17 protein-coding genes are annotated in these 17,813 nt (G+C 52.2%); 9 read left to right on the forward strand and 8 right to left on the reverse strand.

What is annotated here, in order from left to right:
- Nucleotides 1-4: 4 nt before the first annotated feature.
- From BQ5353_RS11900 to BQ5353_RS12495, 7 genes are all read right to left on the reverse strand, one after another.
- Nucleotides 5-1,429, reverse strand: coding sequence for a restriction endonuclease subunit S (locus BQ5353_RS11900; protein WP_071428336.1), 1,425 nt, complete (start codon nt 1,427-1,429; stop codon nt 5-7).
- Nucleotides 1,426-2,904 carry a type I restriction-modification system subunit M gene (locus BQ5353_RS11905; protein WP_071428337.1) on the reverse strand — a complete coding sequence of 493 codons (1,479 nt, stop codon included), beginning with the start codon at nt 2,902-2,904 and terminating at the stop codon, nt 1,426-1,428. Before BQ5353_RS11905 ends, BQ5353_RS11900 begins: the two co-directional genes overlap by 4 nt.
- 1 nt (nt 2,905) lies before the next feature.
- Complete coding sequence (gene hsdR, locus BQ5353_RS11910) at nt 2,906-5,221, reverse strand: EcoAI/FtnUII family type I restriction enzme subunit R (protein ID WP_407657180.1); 2,316 nt, start codon at nt 5,219-5,221, stop codon at nt 2,906-2,908.
- Nucleotides 5,222-5,262: 41 nt separating this feature from the next.
- Nucleotides 5,263-5,478 carry a helix-turn-helix domain-containing protein gene (locus BQ5353_RS11915; protein ID WP_054332296.1) on the reverse strand — a complete coding sequence of 72 codons (216 nt, stop codon included), beginning with the start codon at nt 5,476-5,478 and terminating at the stop codon, nt 5,263-5,265.
- Nucleotides 5,479-5,922: 444 nt separating this feature from the next.
- Nucleotides 5,923-6,096: a hypothetical protein gene (locus BQ5353_RS13215; protein ID WP_162838190.1), complete on the reverse strand. Its 174-nt coding sequence runs from the start codon at nt 6,094-6,096 to the stop codon at nt 5,923-5,925.
- Between the two features lie 337 nt (nt 6,097-6,433).
- On the reverse strand, nt 6,434-6,814 hold the full coding sequence (locus tag BQ5353_RS11920; protein ID WP_071428339.1) for a replication initiator protein A: 381 nt from the start codon (nt 6,812-6,814) through the stop codon (nt 6,434-6,436).
- Nucleotides 6,815-6,931: 117 nt separating this feature from the next.
- Nucleotides 6,932-7,285, reverse strand: a complete 354-nt coding sequence (locus BQ5353_RS12495; protein WP_074026334.1) for a cysteine-rich VLP domain-containing protein — start codon at nt 7,283-7,285, stop codon at nt 6,932-6,934.
- Nucleotides 7,286-7,526: 241 nt separating this feature from the next.
- On the opposite strand from BQ5353_RS12495, the gene BQ5353_RS11925 reads away from it, so the two are divergent.
- The 3 genes from BQ5353_RS11925 (at nt 7,527) to BQ5353_RS11935 (ending at nt 10,463) form a co-directional block, all read left to right on the forward strand.
- On the forward strand, nt 7,527-8,228 hold the full coding sequence (locus BQ5353_RS11925) for a helix-turn-helix domain-containing protein (RefSeq protein ID WP_054332297.1): 702 nt from the start codon (nt 7,527-7,529) through the stop codon (nt 8,226-8,228).
- A 334-nt stretch (nt 8,229-8,562) separates the two neighbouring features.
- Nucleotides 8,563-8,928 (forward strand): helix-turn-helix domain-containing protein, encoded by a 366-nt coding sequence (locus BQ5353_RS11930; protein WP_321164301.1) that lies wholly within the window; start codon nt 8,563-8,565, stop codon nt 8,926-8,928.
- Entirely contained in the window at nt 8,925-10,463 is a 1,539-nt protein-coding gene (locus BQ5353_RS11935; protein ID WP_083386493.1) for a recombinase family protein, read from the forward strand. Before BQ5353_RS11930 ends, BQ5353_RS11935 begins: the two co-directional genes overlap by 4 nt.
- A gap of 176 nt (nt 10,464-10,639) precedes the next feature.
- Here the strand turns inward: BQ5353_RS11935 and BQ5353_RS11940 are convergent, their stop codons facing one another.
- Complete coding sequence (locus tag BQ5353_RS11940; RefSeq protein WP_054332299.1) at nt 10,640-11,638, reverse strand: asparaginase; 999 nt, start codon at nt 11,636-11,638, stop codon at nt 10,640-10,642.
- A gap of 848 nt (nt 11,639-12,486) precedes the next feature.
- On the opposite strand from BQ5353_RS11940, the gene ispD reads away from it, so the two are divergent.
- From ispD to BQ5353_RS11970, 6 genes are all read left to right on the forward strand, one after another.
- Complete coding sequence (gene ispD, locus BQ5353_RS11945) at nt 12,487-13,197, forward strand: 2-C-methyl-D-erythritol 4-phosphate cytidylyltransferase (protein ID WP_054332300.1); 711 nt, start codon at nt 12,487-12,489, stop codon at nt 13,195-13,197.
- A gap of 23 nt (nt 13,198-13,220) precedes the next feature.
- Nucleotides 13,221-13,688, forward strand: coding sequence for a 2-C-methyl-D-erythritol 2,4-cyclodiphosphate synthase (gene ispF, locus BQ5353_RS11950; protein ID WP_054332301.1), 468 nt, complete (start codon nt 13,221-13,223; stop codon nt 13,686-13,688).
- A 72-nt stretch (nt 13,689-13,760) separates the two neighbouring features.
- On the forward strand, nt 13,761-13,979 hold the full coding sequence (locus BQ5353_RS11955; RefSeq protein ID WP_054332302.1) for a putative Se/S carrier-like protein: 219 nt from the start codon (nt 13,761-13,763) through the stop codon (nt 13,977-13,979).
- A 144-nt stretch (nt 13,980-14,123) separates the two neighbouring features.
- Nucleotides 14,124-15,257 (forward strand): aminotransferase class V-fold PLP-dependent enzyme, encoded by a 1,134-nt coding sequence (locus BQ5353_RS11960; RefSeq protein ID WP_054332303.1) that lies wholly within the window; start codon nt 14,124-14,126, stop codon nt 15,255-15,257.
- Between the two features lie 410 nt (nt 15,258-15,667).
- Nucleotides 15,668-16,525: a diadenylate cyclase CdaA gene (gene cdaA, locus BQ5353_RS11965; RefSeq protein ID WP_054332304.1), complete on the forward strand. Its 858-nt coding sequence runs from the start codon at nt 15,668-15,670 to the stop codon at nt 16,523-16,525.
- Nucleotides 16,522-17,787, forward strand: coding sequence for a CdaR family protein (locus tag BQ5353_RS11970; protein WP_054332305.1), 1,266 nt, complete (start codon nt 16,522-16,524; stop codon nt 17,785-17,787). The genes cdaA and BQ5353_RS11970 overlap by 4 nt, the downstream gene beginning before the upstream one ends.
- Nucleotides 17,788-17,813 lie beyond the last annotated feature (26 nt).

The raw sequence follows: 17,813 nt of genomic DNA on the forward strand, positions 1-17,813 counted from the left end.
CACCTCACTTCAACTGCTCACACAGCGGCAGCAGCTCTTCCAGTTTTTCGACGATGCGTTTTTGTTCGGCAAGGGGTGGGAGGGGAACTGGAATAGAATTCATTTTTTCTTGGTTCATTTTAGGCTGCGCTGTCCCTGTTACATATTTTGCCAAACTGATAGCATTTACAAAATACATCATATACTCTAATGACAATGTACCTTCAACACAGTCCAAAACATGTGCGTGATTATTTACCCAATACTGCCCTTGAGCCAAGAATGCAATAGGCGTACTTCTGGTTAATAAATTAGCTCCATCTTCACCAATAAGCAGAAGTGTTTTATCAAACAGATACCGATCTACTTTATCAATGACCCCTGATGCGCCATAGTAATCAAAATTTTTTTCGAGTTTACTTCTCTCTGCAACAGACAAAGGAATTCTTTCGGAATCTCTGTTGATCATAATGCTTCCAAAGCGAACCCATTTCCAAGTCGTTGGAATATCAAAGAGAATCTCATCCTCTTTGAATTCTCCATACTCACCTTTTTCTTTCTTGATCTTCTTCTCGGCAATCAGCCGCTGTTTTTCCGCCTGAATTTTTTGGAAGAGTTCCTCTGCGGTACCTTCTTCCGGGCGCTGTTCCACCAGTTTGCCCTGGATGGCGTACTGCAAGAGAGATTTTTTCATATCCTCCGGGAATCGGCTGTTGAACTGCTCCAGTTTGCTCCACGCCTGTTCGTAGCGGTCAATATAGGGCAGCAGCTCCTCGATTTTGGCAACAATCCGCTTTTGCTCGGCAAGAGGTGGGAGAGAGATTAAAGCGTTTACAATTTTTTCTTTTGAAATATTAGGCTGTGCACCGCCTTCACCCAGTTTAATAAAAGCTGTTCGAGAAGCCATCAAAAAATAAAATAAAAATTTGTTATAAATGCCTTCATAGGGGATACAGGCACAACAAGCCTGATTTGTGGTAGCTTCTATGCCCAAAATTCCAAGTTTTCCAATGGTTGCTCCATACATTGCCATTAACACAGAACCTATAGGGTTTAATCGTACCGAAGTTTTCTCAAGCGCCAGTTCCGTGATATACTCTGGAATTTCGGTTATAGTACCGTCGTTCAAATCACCAGTTTTTAACCAAGGAATTGTTCCACCATAATATTCCGAATTTGTTCTGGATGGTGTTGCACCTGATCCCCAAGAACCACAATTTCCAAGCCTCACCCACTTCCAACTCTCCGGAATATCAAACGGCTTTTCGTCCTCGGTAATTTCGGGCAGCGGCTTTTCCTTTTTGATTTTCTTTTCAGCAATCAGCCGCTGTTTTTCCTCCTGAATTTTTTGGAAAAGTTCCTCGGCTGTGCCTTCCTCCGGCCGCTGTTCCACCAGCTTGCCCTGAATGGCCAGCTGCAAAATGCTGTTTTTCAGTTCCTGTGGGGTCATTCGGCATTCCCTCCCAGCAAGTTGGTGATCTGTTCCAGCACCCGGTCAATCTCCGCATTGAGGGAGGCCCGCTGTTCCTCGTATCGCTGAATCAAGTCCATGGGGGCCAGGATTTCTTCTTCCTCATGAGGATAGCCGCACTGGTCCAGATTGTAGCCCAGCTCCTCGGTAAGCTGCTGGACGGTGAACGTTTTGGACTTATCAAAGCCGTCCTCGGTAATCTCCTGCCGGTCGTTCCACCAGTCCAGCACCGGCTGGAAATGCTCCGGCTTCATGGGCCTGGTTTTTGAGAAGTGCTTGTAGCCCTCCGGCATATCCAGACGGTAAAACCAGGTTTCCTCGGTGGGGTGGGTGTTGTCAAAGAACAGGATATTGGTGGTGATGGAGGTATAGGGGGAGAACACGCTGCCTGGTAGGCGGACGATGGTATGCAGGTTGAACTCCCGCAGCAGCTTCTTTTTAATGTTCACCTTGGCGTTGTCGGTGCCAAACAGAAAGCCATCGGGCAGAATCACCGCCGCCCGGCCATTCTTTTTGAGTCGGTACATAATCACCGACATGAACAGGTCGGCGGTTTCGCTGCTGGCCAAATCGGTGGGAAAGTGATTTTTCACATCGGCCTTTTCGCTGCCGCCGTAGGGGGGATTCATCAGAATCACGTCCACCTTGTCGCCCTCGGTATAGTCCAGCACATCGTGAAGCAGGGTGTTGGCGTGGTACACCTGCGGCACATCCAGCCCATGCAGCAAAAGGTTGGTCACGCAGAGCATATAGGGGAACTGCTTTTTCTCAATGCCGTAGATGGAATTGCTGTACGCTTCTTCATCCTCGGTGGTGTTCACCAGCTTTTTCAGCTCTTTCAGCCAGCTGACGATAAAGCCGCCGGTACCGCAGGCAAAGTCCGCCATGGTTTCGCCGATTTGGGGCTGAATGACCTGCGCCATAAAGTCAGTGACAGCCCGGGGCGTGTAAAACTCACCAGCAGAACCAGCGCTTTGCAGCTCTTTCAAAATCGTTTCGTAGATTTCGCCAAAGGCGTGACTTTCCTCATAATCGCTGAAATCCAGCTCGTCAATGACGTTGATGACCTGACGGAGCAGAACGCCGTCTTTCATGTAGTTGTTGGCATCGGCGAAGGTGGTCTGCACAATGGCCTTTTTGATGGGGGTAGAAGCGTCTACCGGCAGATTTTTCAAGGTTGGAAACAGCGTATTGTTGACAAAATCCAGCAGCTTGTCGCCGGTCATGGCAATGCCGGATTTATCATCGTGCGCCCAATTCTGCCAGCGGCATTCTTCCGGAATGATGGAGGTATAGTCCTCGTCATCCCATTCCCAGTCCTGCTCCTTGGCGTCATATACTTTCAAAAACAGCATCCAGGCGATCTGCTCGATGCGCTGGGCGTCGCCGTTGATGCCAGCGTCATTGCGCATGATGTCCCGCAGCCGTTTTACAAATCCTGTTAAGTTGCTCATATTAAATTACCTCGTCCATATAAATCGCCTGTTCCAGTTCCTGCACCGCTTTCAGATACCCGGCTTTTCCGCCGAAATATCCGGCGATTTTAGCTGGTTTTCCCAGCTTCAGGAACGGGTCGAGCTTCAAAATCTCGGTTTTCTCGATTTCGTAAATGCCCGTGTTCATGTACTTGTCCAGCAAAGCCTCCAGCACTTCCCGGGCAACGCCGCTGTATTTGCTGAAAAAGTCTCGCTTTTTCACATTGTTGGCCCGCTCTTTCCGGGTCAGCGGCTTTTTATCAAAGGCCACATGACAGATGAAATCAAAATCATCCACATCGGTCATCTTCTGGTCTGCTTTCAGCAGCTCCAGGTCAATCCCACGGTCATGGAGCAGGTCGCGGATCTGCTCTTTCTTCTCTTGGGCTGACCACTGGCGGATGAAATTGTCCAGAGAAGCGTATTCGCCCCGGATGTTTTCCTTGGTGTAGTCCACGATACTCTCCTGGCGCAGCAGCTTGCCGTTTGCATCATATACTGACACGGTTTTGTGAGTGATCTGCACCTTGCAGCCGTGCTTGTCCACAATGGGCTTTTGTTTCGGTTCTGGCGGAGTTTCCCGGTCTTCTTTTCCATCACCGTCCGGCGTGTCTTTGGGATCAGCCTGCTTTCCGCCCGGCGTAAAGCCCTCATCCATTTCAATGGGGCCATCCCAATCCGGGTCAGCAAACAGGCGGGTGACATTGCGGAAATCCATAACCACAAAATGGGTCTTGCCCTCTTTTTCCCGCAGACGGGTTCCACGGCCAATGATCTGCTTGAACTCGGTCATGGAGCCGATCATCTCATCCAGCACGATCAACTTGGTCATTTTGCAGTCTGCACCGGTGGAAAGAAGTTTGGAAGTCGTGGCGATGACCGGATAGGGCGATGAAACCGAGATAAAATATTTCAGCTTTCCTTTGCCGTAGTCATCCCCACCGGTGATGCGCACCACATAGTCGGGATTTTCCTTCATCATATCGGCGTTGAGTTTTGCCAAGGCGTCCCGCATCCGCAGAGCGGCATCCTCCGTGGCACAGAACACGATAGTCTTTGCCATGCGGTCGGTGCTTTTCAGGTATTTGGTGATTTCCTCGGCTACCTGCTGGATACGATCTTCTATGATGATGTTGTAGTCGTAATCACTGTTGGTGTAAATCCGGTCCGGGATTTCTATGCCGTTGATGTCTTTTTGGCCTTTGCGAGGACGCCAGCCTTCCCCAATATCCGTCATAATATTGATGACCTTGAAGGGGGCCAGGAAGCCATCCTCGATGCCTTCTTTCAGGCTGTATGTATAAATCGGTTCCCCAAAGTAACTGAGGTTGGAAATATACTTGGTTTCCTTCGGCGTGGCCGTCATGCCGATCTGGGTGGCAGACTGGAAATATTCCAGAATTCTGCGCCAGCGGCTTTCTTCTTTCGCAGAACCTCTATGGCACTCGTCTACGATAATCAGGTCGAAGAAGTCGGGGGAAAACAGTTCGCTGAAATGCTCCTGGTCATCGTCACCCACCAACTGCTGATACAAGGAGAAGTACACCTCATGAGAGGTAATGGTGCTTTTATCGTCTTTCGCCACATTGATTTTATGAGTCACTTTTTCCAGCGGGGCAAAATCCTGCTGGATAGACTGATCCACCAGAATATTACGGTCAGCAAGATAAAGGATTTTTCGTTTCATACCGCTTTGCAGCATCCGATAGACGATCTGGAAGGCAGTATAGGTCTTGCCGGTGCCGGTGGCCATAACCAGCAGAATCCGCTGCTGTCCCCGTGCAATGGCGTCCACGGTACGGTTGATGGCATTACGCTGATAATATCGGGGCGGGTAGGTGTTCTGGCTGGTATAGTAGGGCTGCTCCAGTACGGTCTCTTGCTGAGGCGTCAGGCCGGATTCCTGCTTATACCGGGCGACCAGTTCCTGCTCTGTGGGGAACTCATCCAGACCAAATTCCCGCTCCTGTCCGGTCAAAAAATCATGTTCCACAAACCCATCCCCGTTGGAGCTGTACGCAAACGGCACATCCAGCATTTTGGCATAGGTCATGGCCTGCTGCAAGCCGTGAGAAACGCTGTGGGTGTTATCTTTGGCTTCCACAACGGCAATGGGATTATTTACGCTGAGGTAGAGGATATAGTCCGCCCGTTTTGGCTTTTCACGGAATACAAAATTGCCTTTCAGGTTGATCTTTCCGTCTGTAATCCGGGTTTCCATGGTGATTTTCTCCCGGCTCCACTTGGAAGTGATGGACGGGGTAATATATTGAAGTTTAATATCTTCTTCGCTCATCTGATGCTTGGGTAAAATCGGACTCAAGTTCATTCCTCCCTTCACTTTGCGGAATCATCTGGTAAAATATCTACAATATCATCCAATGTACAGTTCAGTGCCTGGCAGATTTTAACCAGTACTTCTACGCGCACATCTTCGTTTTTTCCCAACTTTGCCATAGCATTGGTAGTGATTTTTGAGGCTCTGATTAAATCTGTCTTGCTCATCCCTTCGTCGATGAGAATTTTCCATAGCTTATTGTAACAAACAGGCATAATCTTCCTCCTTGTTTTACCATTTTGTTATCTACCATTTTATCACAACATAAGAAGAATTTCAATTTATAATTGAATATCTCAATATTCAAGTTAGCTTGTACCAAGCATAGAAATAGTAGTATAATTAGCATCTCTTGCCTATTTTACATCATGAAGGCTATGCATGTGTGGTGCGCATTGAAAAGGACTCATCTTGGAAGATGGGGTGGCAATATACCACCCCATCCGGCGATATAATTTCCCCAAAAAGGGGGTCCAAAGGGGTGCTCAAATTTCGCACCCCTTTACTTCGTCAGGATAACTGCACCCTCAATCCCAACTGGTATGTCGCGAAATGCGACGTACCCCCATGGAGCAAACCATTCCTCCCCCATTACTGCACCAAACAAAGGGATGCCCCGAAACAGGGCATCCCTTTGCATATTATCTTTGAAGTTCACTTCACTCCTCGCTTTTATCCGGATACTTCTTTTTCCATTCCTCCAACTCCTTTTGTCCCTCTTCACTCGTATATAGCTTTCGGATCTCGGGTACGAGGAATCGGGCAAAAGAATCAATGATGGACTGTGGTAGCTCGATGTCATACTGCTCCCGGTGCTTTTTCTGGCCGACCATGGTGACTTACTCCCACGGCAAGACCTTCCTGGCTCAACTCAGCTCTGTCCACACTCCTTTCCAGCCATGCACAGATACAGACCTCCAGCCTGCTGCTCAGCAGGGAGACAAACCATTCGTGGATTTACAGACTTTCTCATAGAACTCCTTTCCCATCCCTTCCCATCCGGGAGTTTCACCGGAAAATCCCGCACAAAATATCTCGGATAGGAATGGAATGAATCGAATTTACCTGAATAATTTTATCTTCTTCTTTTTATCTACCGTCCGATTTCCGTACTTCAAGAGGATTGGTTTCCGTACTTACAGGGCCTACTTTCCGCACCTCTGGCGTGCTTCAACCGGATTCCTTGAAGTCGGTGTGTGAAACCGCCTCGTAGCGTTTTGGGTATATCCGGTTGGGTTTTCCACACCCCTGTTTTTTGATGGACACCAGATCGGCATATTGCAGCTCCCGCAGGGTATCTACCGCCTTCTGGCGGCCACAGTGCAGCAGCCCGCACACCTCATTGATGGGGTAGTACAGATAAATTTTCCCATAATCATCTGCCCATCCACTTTTCCGGGATAACTCTGTCCGGCGCAGGATCATCGCATACAAAATTTTCGCTTCGTTGGACAGAGCGCAAAAACTTGGAGCCTCGAACAGAAAGCTGGGCAGCTGGATAAAGCTCTGGGCTGGTGGCTTCTGGCGAATGTAAAAGGGTTTTGTTGGCATGGTGTATTTACCTCCTTGCGGACAATTAGAACCTGATTTTGAGGGGTCAAGGATACCGCGTATTCACCTCCATAGGTGCCAGTTTTCAAATGGGGTATATATCCGCATGGGAGCACTCTATTTGTCGTTTCTCGACCTCCGTTTCCTGTCACTTGCTGTTTTCTGTCGGCGGTGAACCTGACAGGCACATTCTGCGCAATATTTGGCTCGATTGGACTTGGCCTGAAATAGAGCGCCGCATTCCACACACCGCTTGACTCCCTTCACCTCCATGATTTCTGAATATAGAATTGGGGTTCCCGGCAGCACCCAATCCCGGAACCAGGTGCAGCAGAGTGTGTAGGAGATGCTCTGAACGCACACGCAAGGCTCGCCGTCATCCAGCGCGATGCAGTTGCCACGGTCATAATTGCAGCAGCTGGTTCGGATCAGCGCGTTGACCTTTCTTCTTTGTCGGGGTGATAGATACAAGCTGCACCTCCTCTCACGGTTACATCGGTGGTTGGGACAATCTTTCCTCCATGGCCTCCCCCTGTTTTATCTTTGAATTGCTTTTCCAGGTCTTTTAGTTTATAATTATCTTGTGTCATAAACTCTAATTGAATTATACCGCAGATACTGACTGTAAACGGTATATCAACCAGAAATTATTTTAGTTTATAATATTTGATATATATAAATTATAGTTTAACCTCGGCGGAGGGATTTTCTCATGCTATATGACGAAAGCAGGATGACGCTGACCAAAGAGCGGCTGGAAGATTTGCGCAAAGAAAAAAAGCTGTCCTTTGAACAGCTTTCCAAACAGCTTGCGGAGCGCGGCGTCAGCATCAGCCACACCAACTTGAAGAATTATGAGATCAACGATCCACTACACCCCCTGTATGGCCGTACCCGGAGCATGAGCATCGAATATCTGGTGGCTTTTGCAGATTTTTATGATGTGTCAGTGGAGTATCTGCTGGGCTTGTCCGACTCCCGCAAGCGGGAATACCATGACATTTCTGAGCAGTTGGGCCTATGCGACGGAGCAATTAAAGAGTTGATCCAGTGTAAGGAGAACTCCAGTAATGAGCAAGAACCGCAGATGTATTTTACGAAAGATACTGCTGTGTTGAACGACTTTCTCACCAGCATGGAGTTTGAAATTGTGATGGAGAAAATCAAGCAGAGTATGTTCACCTATTATATGTATCGCTTGTCTCAGGACAGCATCTCAGCACAGATACGGAAAGAGCATACTGAGCAAATGGCAGAGGCACAGAAAGTGCTGGATGCGTGTGGTTATTGCTCGGTCGAATATGACTTAATTTCTCAAGTCTACATGGAAAGAGCCATTGGTGCATTGAACGCCTACTTGCGTAAGTTGCCGGGACGGTTTTACGAAGAAAATAAAGAAAAAGTCGCTTGGTAACTGATGGTTCCCACATGATCTCAGACAGAGCGCAAGGGCACAAAAAGCGTTCGCAGAACGCGCAGCCGCAGAATGAAAATTCTGCGTTCAAAGGGGCTTGGGGGCGCTGCCCCCAACAAGCAGACGGCAGGAAATGTGAGTGTGTATTAACACTCGCATTGCTTGCCCGTCTTGTGTGTGGCTATCCACACGCATTGCTTGCGCCTATATGTTTGACTTCTGGGACAGTATCGCATAGACCTGCGTTTCTTTCTGGTCTGACCCCATGATATTATGTTTATATAGGGTTGAATGTTATCCTTTTATCTGATATAATGAGATTGACAGATAGGGGGTGTATCTCTTGAAAGAAGTAGCTGAAAGATTGCGGTATCTGCGGGAAAGCGTCAAGCTGTCCCAGGTAAAGATGGCTGAGATTGTCGGCGTCAAACAGTCCAGTCTGAACCGCTATGAGCTGAACCAGGCTTCGCCCACATTCGAGACGCTTACCCGGTATGCGGATTACTTCGATGTCTCCATGGACTATATCTTTGGGCGCACCGACCATCCCCAGGGAAAGCTGTACGAGTACAAGCCCAAAATCGAGCAGAGCGATCCCCAGATGAAGAAGTTCGTGGATATGTGCTTTGACCCCGCATCCCCCATGAACGCGCGGCTCAAGGAGACCCTGCTGCAAATGCTCGGGGAGGTGAAAAAATGAATGTTGTCATCTACGCCCGTTACTCCAGCCACAGCCAGACGGAGCAGTCCATCGAGGGGCAGCTCCAGACCTGCTATGAGTACGCCAGAAACAACGGCTACATCGTCATTGGGGAATACATCGACCGCGCCCAGAGCGGCATCAGCGACAGCCGCCTTGAGTTCCAGCGGATGATCTCCGACAGTGACAAGCACACCTTTGAGGGTGTTCTGGTTTATCAGCTTGACCGCTTTGCCCGCAACCGCTATGACAGCGCCATCAACAAGGCGAAGCTGAAAAAGAACGGTGTCCGGGTCATCTCCGCTCGGGAGAATATCAGCGATGACGCCAGCGGTATTCTGGTGGAAGGTGTGCTGGAGAGCATGGCCGAATACTACTCGGCGGAACTGTCCCAAAAGATCCGCCGGGGTATGGACATCAATGCCGAGAAGTGCCTGAGCAACGGCAGCAATCCGGGATTGGGCTACCGGGTGGATGAGGAGCGGCGGTTCCATGTTGACCCCGAGGGGGCTGCGGTCGTCCGGGAGATTTTTGAACAATATGCCAGCGGAAAGACTGTGACAGAAATCATCCAGTCCCTCAACGCCAGACAAATCAAAACCTCTCAGGGAAAAGCGTTCAACAAGAACAGTCTGCACCGCCTGCTGCGGAACCGGCGCTATATCGGTTACTATATCTACAAAGGGGTGAAGACCCCCAACGGGATGCCCCGGATTTTGGAGGACGAGCTGTTTGAGCGGGTACAGCATATCCTGGACCGCAACAAGAAAGCGCCTGCCCGCACCAGAGGGCGGGACGAATATCTGCTCACCACCAAGCTGTTCTGCGGCTACTGCCGGGAGATGATGACCGGCTACGGCGGCACCGGGAAGTCCGGCAAGGTATATCACTACTATGCCTGCAATAATTTCAAGCGCCGCAAGTGCAAGAAGAAAGTGGTCAGCAAAGAAAAGATCGAGGACCGGGTTGTGCTGGAGTGCCGGAAGCTGCTGACTGACAGCAACATTGAGCGGATTGCCGCTTCGGTATCGGAAGCCTGCGAAGCCGACCGGGACACCGCCGCCATCAAGCGCATCAAGACCGCCATCCGGGAAGCGGATACGGCCATCGAAAACCTCTGGAAAGCACTGGAGGCAGGACAGGCGGCTGACATGATTACCCAGCGAATCGAGAAACGCCAGAAAGATAAAGAGGAGCTGCAAGCGCAGCTGGCCATTGAGATGGGCAAACAGGTCATGCTCAGCGCACCTGATGTCAGGGCGTATCTCTATGCCCTCAAGCATGGCGACAAGAACGATGAGAATGTCAAGCGGGGCATCATCAATGTTTTCCTCCGGGCGGTCTATCTGTACGACGGGACATTCAACCTGATCCTGAACGGCAGTGACAAGCCGATTTCCATTGATAACATCCTGCTGGATGAGATTGAGGAGGGGCTGGACGAGGACCTGGCCAACCACAATTTGAGTTCATCGTTGGTTGCAGACGCTCCACCACTTAAACCCGCATTAGAATGCGGGTTTTTCTTTTTGTAGAGTGGTTTGCACCACGGGTTGCACCACACTTTTTCAGAGCTATCGGATGCATTTTTATAAAATTTAGGGCGGTGCAGCTTTCTTTTTGTTTGGATAATTTCTGAAAAGATGGCATCCAGATTTTCAGCGGTTTTCGCCATTTCACCCTGCATTTCATGGCCGTATACCCAAATGGGTTACAGTAGAAGATCGTCGTTGATGCGGGTGTACAAAAGCTCCTTGACCTGGGCATAGTCCTTGGTCTTGGCCAAAATCCACATCAACTTGGTCACTGCTGCCTCCACTGTCATGTCATACGCCTGGAGCACATTATACTGGTTCAGCGCTTTAAAGCCCACCTCGTAGATGCTCATGTCGCTCCCCTCGGAGACCACCTGGGTTGCCACCACCACAATCCTGCCCTTCTGGGTCAAGGTCTCCAGTTTGGAAAGAAAATTTCGCTGATCGGCAAAGGGGAGGCCGCCTACTCCATAGCTCTCGATGACCACCGCATCGTAGTGGTCACCGATGTAATCCAGAATATCCGGCTCCATGCCGGGGATGAGTTTGAGCAGGAACACGCGGGGATTGATGGCGTCGTAAAATCGCACGGGACCCTTTTGTTCCTCCGGGCGGACATAGCGGACAATCCGCCGGTCGTCGATAAAGGCTGCAGAGGGGAAGTTGATGCTCTCAAAAGCACCGTAGCTTTTGGATTTGGTCTTTTTGGCCCGGGTTCCCACAATAGCTAGGCCGGAGAACACCAGGTACACCCCCCGCACCCCTTCTTCACAGGCAAAACGGAAGCTGTCCAGCAGGTTTTTGGCTGCGTCGGTGATGGGGTCGCTGATGGGCTTCTGGGCGCCGGTGAGGATGATGGGCTTGTCCGCATCCTGGATGAGGTAGGAGAGGGCAGCTGCCGTATAAGCCATGGTGTCGGTCCCATGGGAGAGGACAAACCCATCGTACTGGTCGTAGTTTTCCCGGATGGTTTTAGCCATTAACAGCCAGTATTCCGGCTGGATATTGGTGCTGTCAATACTCAAAATCTGTACCGCATCCACCTGGCAGATGGCTGCCACGCCGGGGATGTATTCCAAAAGCTCCTGGCAGTTGGTACCCGGGGAGAGGCCGTTTTCCGTCTGTTTGGAGGCAATGGTGCCGCCGGTGGTGATCAATAGGATTTTTTTATTCATGAAAGTGCGCTCCTTTTTTACTGTCTATTCCACTTTGAGATGGAAGGGGGAAACCAATTCTCAGTATACGGAAGGGGGCTCACGAATTCAACTGGAATTTCCTTTCTGCCGGATTTTTGGACAACTGCGACAGGAAAAGTCTGCCACACCAGGGGAATCTGTGCTACAATACTGGCAGAAGCCATTCTTGCGGGGAAGTCCAGCTCCCCCGCACCCGGCTAGGCGGTTTATCAAGATTGCATTTTACAGCAGGTTTTATGGGGCGCTGCACACCCCCAAACCCCCGTGGTCCCTTTCTGACGAGAGAAAGGAACCAAAGCTCGCCGGGGAGACCCCGGTCCCCCTATTTGTGCGCCACAATGGGTGCGCTCGGAAAATCTTTCTTAAAGGTTTCCCCACCTCGAGCAAAAGATTTTTCCGCTGCCGCGGATTCCCTCGCGGGGCTGCAAGAAGCCCACTTTTCGAAATAACCTCACCTAGGCCGAGGGGGATTTTTAAAGGGGCACAGCCAACTGGCGTTGGCCGTTCGGGATTTTCCTGTGTCGCTAGGGTTGCATTCCTCCTTAAATGCGCTTTGTGGCCGCAAGGAAAGCAAAGCTTTCCAGCGTGAGAATTGCAAAGCAATTCTCTGAAGCCCAACGGAGTTGGGCTAGGGCTTTATTTCGAAGAAAAAGCCTTGCTCGAGGTCGTAGGGGCGAGAGCGCCCTACATAGCCAACGAAAGATGGAATCTTGCCCTGAACTGGGAGTGCGGGGTCTGGAAGCCCCGAGAAGTCAAGATTCCATGGGAACTCCCTGGAGAAAGGGGGGACAACCCCCGTGAAATAAAACAATCGGAGGTATCGGTTTATGCTCTTTCAAAGGAAAAAACAACGGGGAATGGTCAGCGCCATTGTGGCGGCGGGAGGGAGCTCCCAGCGGATGGGGGAGAACAAGCTCCTGATGGAGCTTTACGGCATCCCGGTGCTGGCCCGCACCCTTTTGACCTTGGACGGCTGCCGGGAGATTGATGAAATCATCCTGGTCTGCCGGGAGGAGGACATGGGGGATTACCTGGCCCTCACCGAAGATTATTCCATCCAGAAGATCAAGACTATCGCCGTAGGGGGGAAGACCCGCCAACAGTCGGTGTTTGCAGGGGTTCGGGCCGCCAGTGAAGACGCGGCTTACTATTGCATCCACGACGGGGCGCGGCCGCTGGCCTCCCGCCAGGTGATCGCCGGGGTTTTGGAAGCCGCCCAGCGGGAAGGGGCCGCCACTGCCGCCGTCAAGGCGAAAGACACCATCAAGATCGCGGGGCCCGATGGGTTCATCCTTTCCACCCCAGACCGGGACAGCCTTTACCTGACACAAACCCCTCAGGTGTTTGAAGCCTCCCTGTACCGGGAGGCCATGGAGGCCGCCCTCGCCGCCGGAAAGGAGTACACCGACGACTGCCAATTGGTGGAGGCCATCGGCCGGCGGGTCTACCTGGCGGGAGGGGATTATGCCAACATCAAACTGACCACGCCGGAGGACCAGATCGTTGCCGAAGCCCTTTTGGAATACGCTGGGGAGTAACCCTTTGAAAGGAAGCGCATAGCATGAGAATAGGACACGGATATGACGTACACCGGCTCAAACAAGGCCGGAAATTGATTTTGGGCGGGGTGGAGATCCCCTATGGATGGGGGCTGGACGGCCACTCCGATGCTGACGTCCTCACCCATGCGGTGATGGACGCCCTCCTGGGGGCGGCAGCCTTGGGGGATATTGGCCAGCATTTCCCCGACACCGACCCCGCTTATCTGGGGGCGGACAGCATGGCCCTCCTCCGGGAAGTGATCCGCCTGCTGGAGGGGAAAGGATACCGGGTGGGGAACATCGACGCCACCCTTATCGCCCAAAAGCCCAAGCTCTCCCCCCATCTACCCCAGATGGCGGAGAGGCTTGCCGCAGCCTGCAACATTTCTGCAAATCAGGTCAATGTCAAAGCGACCACCGAAGAAGGGCTGGGGTTTACCGGATCTTTGGAGGGAATCAGCGCCCACGCGGTCTGCCTCCTGGAATAGGCGGATAGGCTGGTTGCTGTCAAACAGCCCCCTTCCCGCATAGGATGGTAAAAAACAGGAAGGGTGAATAATATGGGCAAGCCGATGTTAGTGGTGAGCTCCATTACCTATGCCATGAGAGGTCAAAAAATCTTGGAAAATCACGGAATTCCATCCAGCATTGAACGGGATATCAAAGCGCTGGCCAAATATGGCTGCGGCTATGGCCTCCGGGTCAGCGTCGGAAGCGATCAAACGGCCAAGGATATTTTGACCAAAGGCGGCATCAGGGTATTGGCTGTCATTGATTAACTGCCGAAAGGCTCCTTTTAGTCATAAGGGACGTATCAGTTTTTTGAAATTGATACGTCCTTCTTTTATTCTTTCCGCCGGGCTGCCCGTCCTCAAAAGCAGCTGCCAAGACATACAACACCAAACACAAACAGGAGGGATTTCATGGTTTACTTTGATAACGCCGCCACCACCTACCCCAAACCCAATGAGGTCATCAAGGCGGTGAACAACGCTTTTGTACATTATGGGGCCAACCCTGGCCGCAGCGGCCATAAGCTCTCGGTGGACACCGCCCGCCAGGTCTACGAATGCCGGGAGCTGGTGGCGGATTTCTTCGGCTGCAAAAACCCGGAACAGGTGGTTTTCACCCAGAACTGCACCCACGCCCTCAACCTGGCCATCAAGGGGATACTTCGGGTGGGGGACCACGCCATCATCTCGGACATTGAGCACAACTCGGTGCTGCGGCCCATACACACCTTAAAGGAACGGGGAGCCATCGCCTACGACATCGCCCCTATCGATTTAAGCGACGACGTAACGGTGGAAAACTTCCGCCGCTTGATCAAGCCGAACACCAAGCTGATCGCCGTCTCCCACGGAAGCAATGTGTTTGGCATCCGCTCCCCCATCGAGAAGCTGGCCAAACTGGCCCATGAAAACGGCTGCTACTTTTTGGTGGACGCCGCCCAGACCGCCGGCGTGGTGGAGATCGACATGGAGAAGACCGGCATTGACTTTCTATGTGCAGCCGGCCACAAGAGCCTCTACGGCCCTATGGGAACCGGCATCCTGATCGCAGCAAAAGGGGAGGATTTGTGCACCATTATAGAAGGCGGATCCGGCAGCGCCTCCCTGGACTACAACCAGCCGGACTTTATGCCCGATAAGCTGGAGAGCGGCACCCTCAACGCCATCGGCATTGTGGGCCTCAAGGCGGGGATCAACTTTGTCAAATCCATGGGCATCCCGGCCATCTACAACCATGAGATGAAAATCGCCCGGGAGATTTACTCCCGCATCGCCTGTGAAAAGAACGTACAGCTCTACACCCCTTACCCAGTGGATGGGGTCCACCTGCCGGTGATCTCTTTCAACATCATCGGCCGGGCAGGGGAGGAGACCGCCCAGCTCCTGGATGAAAAAGGGTACTGCCTGCGGGGCGGCTACCACTGCGCTCCCTTGGCCCACAAGAAGTTCGGCACCCTGGATACCGGCGCCGCCCGGATCAGCATTGGGGCGTTCAACAACCTGGCCCAGGCCGCTGGCCTGGCAAGTGAGATCAAAAAGCTGTAGCGGGATGGGTACTGCACCCGGGAAATGGGAAACCGAAAGAAAAAGTTTACCGTTTCCCGGTTGCAATCAACCGCAGTTATGGTACAATAGCTACAGCGGAGCTGTAGCATTCGAAGAATTGCTTGCAGGGCGAAGCCCTTTGCGGCAGGGCCGCACCGGGATTTTTCCAGTTTGTGCAGAAGCTATGGTATACCGGCCACAGCGAAGCTGTGCCATTCGAAGAATTGCTTGCAGGGCGATGATTGGGGAAGAAGCCTCCGGCCCATGGTAAAAAAGCAGCCTCCCATCGCGCCCGCCGGGAAGTGGGGGGACTGTGTGCGTTTTTAGAGGGGGTTCCCGGCGGATCCAAAACAAAACTGCATCCCGTGCCCGTAAATCGGGGCAGGATGGACAATAGAGGAAGTAGATCAATGAATCTTTGGGAATATGTTCCGAATTTTATCAAAGCGTCCACCCCCATGGACTTGGTGGATATTTTGGTGGTGGCCTTCCTTGTATACCAGGGCATCAAACTAGTGCGGGAGACCCGGGCCAACCAGTTGATCAAAGGTTTGGGGGCGCTGCTCCTTTTGTACTTTGTGGCCAGCCAGCTGAAACTGAAAACCCTCAGCTTTTTGATGGGCAACGTGCTGCAGATCGGTGCGGTTGCCCTTTTGGTGGTGTTTCAGCCGGAACTCCGGCGGGCGCTGGAACAGGTGGGCCGCACCAAAATCCACGGCCTGAGCCTCTTCGGCGGCCCGTCGGACCAGGAGGATGAACAGTCCCGGTGGAAGACTGCCATCATGGCCATCTGCGAAGGGTGTGCCTCCCTTTCCCGCCAGAAGGTGGGTGCTCTGATCGTCCTGGAGCGGGAGACCCGCTTGGGGGAGATCATCAAAACCGGCACCATCGTGGATGCCGCCCCATCGGCGGAACTCTTTGGGAACCTGTTTTTCACCAATTCCCCCCTCCACGATGGAGCGGTGGTGATGCGGGGCGGCAGGGTGTATGCGGCCGGGTGCTTCTTGCCCCTCTCCCAAAATTATGAGATCAGCCGGGAGATGGGCACCCGCCACCGGGCGGCCCTTGGCATGAGCGAGAATTCCGATGCAATGGTAGTTGTGGTCTCGGAGGAGACCGGCGTCATCACCGTGGCCCAGAACGGCAGGCTGGAGCGCAACTTCACCATTGACCGTCTGGAAAAGGTGCTCTGCGATGGGATACTCCGCGATTCTTCTGAGGATTCCTCTCCCCGCAAGCCCATCTTCTGGAAGGTGAAAAAATCATGAAATTCAACTTCAAAAACATCAATTTAAAAAAATTGTTTGATAACGACCAGTTTGTCCGCATTTTATCCCTGGTGGTGGCAGTTTTTCTGTGGATGTTCACCGTCAACGCGGTGGATTCTGACTCTACCTTGACGGTCCACAATGTCCCAGTGGAGGTTAATGTGGAGGAGAGCGCCCTGGGAAGCATGGGGCTTGACACCATCAATGGCCGGGATTACAAGGCCAATGTCACCATCCGGGGCGAGCGCAACGTCATCGGCGGGGTGGAGCCGGAGGACATCCAGGTGTACGCAGTCCTCTCCAACCTATCGGGCCCAGGCAACTACGATATCCGCCTAGAGGCCCGGGACCGCAACGGCATGGGGTTCACCATCAAATCGGTGGAGCCGAACACTGTCAAGATGCAGTTTGACCGGCTGGTCACTAAAAAACTGCCGGTGCAGGTGGAACTCACCGGGGTATCCATCCCCGACGGATACCTGCTGGAAAGCGAATCGGTCAACCCCAGGGAGGTCACCGTCACCGGGCCGGAAGCGGATATGCTCCGGGTGTACCGGTGCGTAGTCAAGGCCGAGGTAAATCGGGAACTGAGCAAAACCGAGACCATCCGGACGAAAATCGAGCTCCAGGACCAGGATGGCAAGGTGGTGGAATCCAAGTACATCAACCTGGACACCTCCACGGCGGAGGTCACCATCCCGGTGCTGAAAAAGAAGGAAGTGCCGGTGAAGGTGGAATTCCTCAACGTCCCGCCGGAGTTCCCCTTGGATGAACTGCAATACACCTATTCCCAGGAGACCATTGAGATCGCCGGGCCCGAGGAGGACATCGACAATCTGTCGGAAATCCACCTGGGGTACATCGATATGAAGGAGCTGGGGGAATCGGGGGCGTATCCCTTTGATGTGGAGCTGCCCTCCGGGTTCATCAATGTGGAGAACATCGAGACGGTGGTGGTGGAGTTTGAGGACCACAACCTGACCACCAAGAACTTTATCATCCGCAACATCACCGTGATCAACGAACCGGTCAACTACGATATCACCGTCGCCACCCGCAGCATCAGCGGGGTGAAGATGGTGGGCCGCAAGAGCGTCCTCGGCTCCATGTCCGCCCAGGACATTGTGGCGGAGATCGACGTCTCCGACCGGGAGATCACCAGCGGGCAGATCAAAGTCCCAGTGCGCATCTACGCCCCCACCAAAGGGCTTGTCTGGGCCAGCGGAAGCTACGAGGCGATCATCACCATCAAAGAAAAATAAACATCCGCGAGCCTGTCAGAACAATT

Origin of the sequence: Merdimmobilis hominis, assembly GCF_900104615.1 — a bacterium.
GTDB lineage: Bacteria > Bacillota > Clostridia > Oscillospirales > Ruminococcaceae > Merdimmobilis > Merdimmobilis hominis.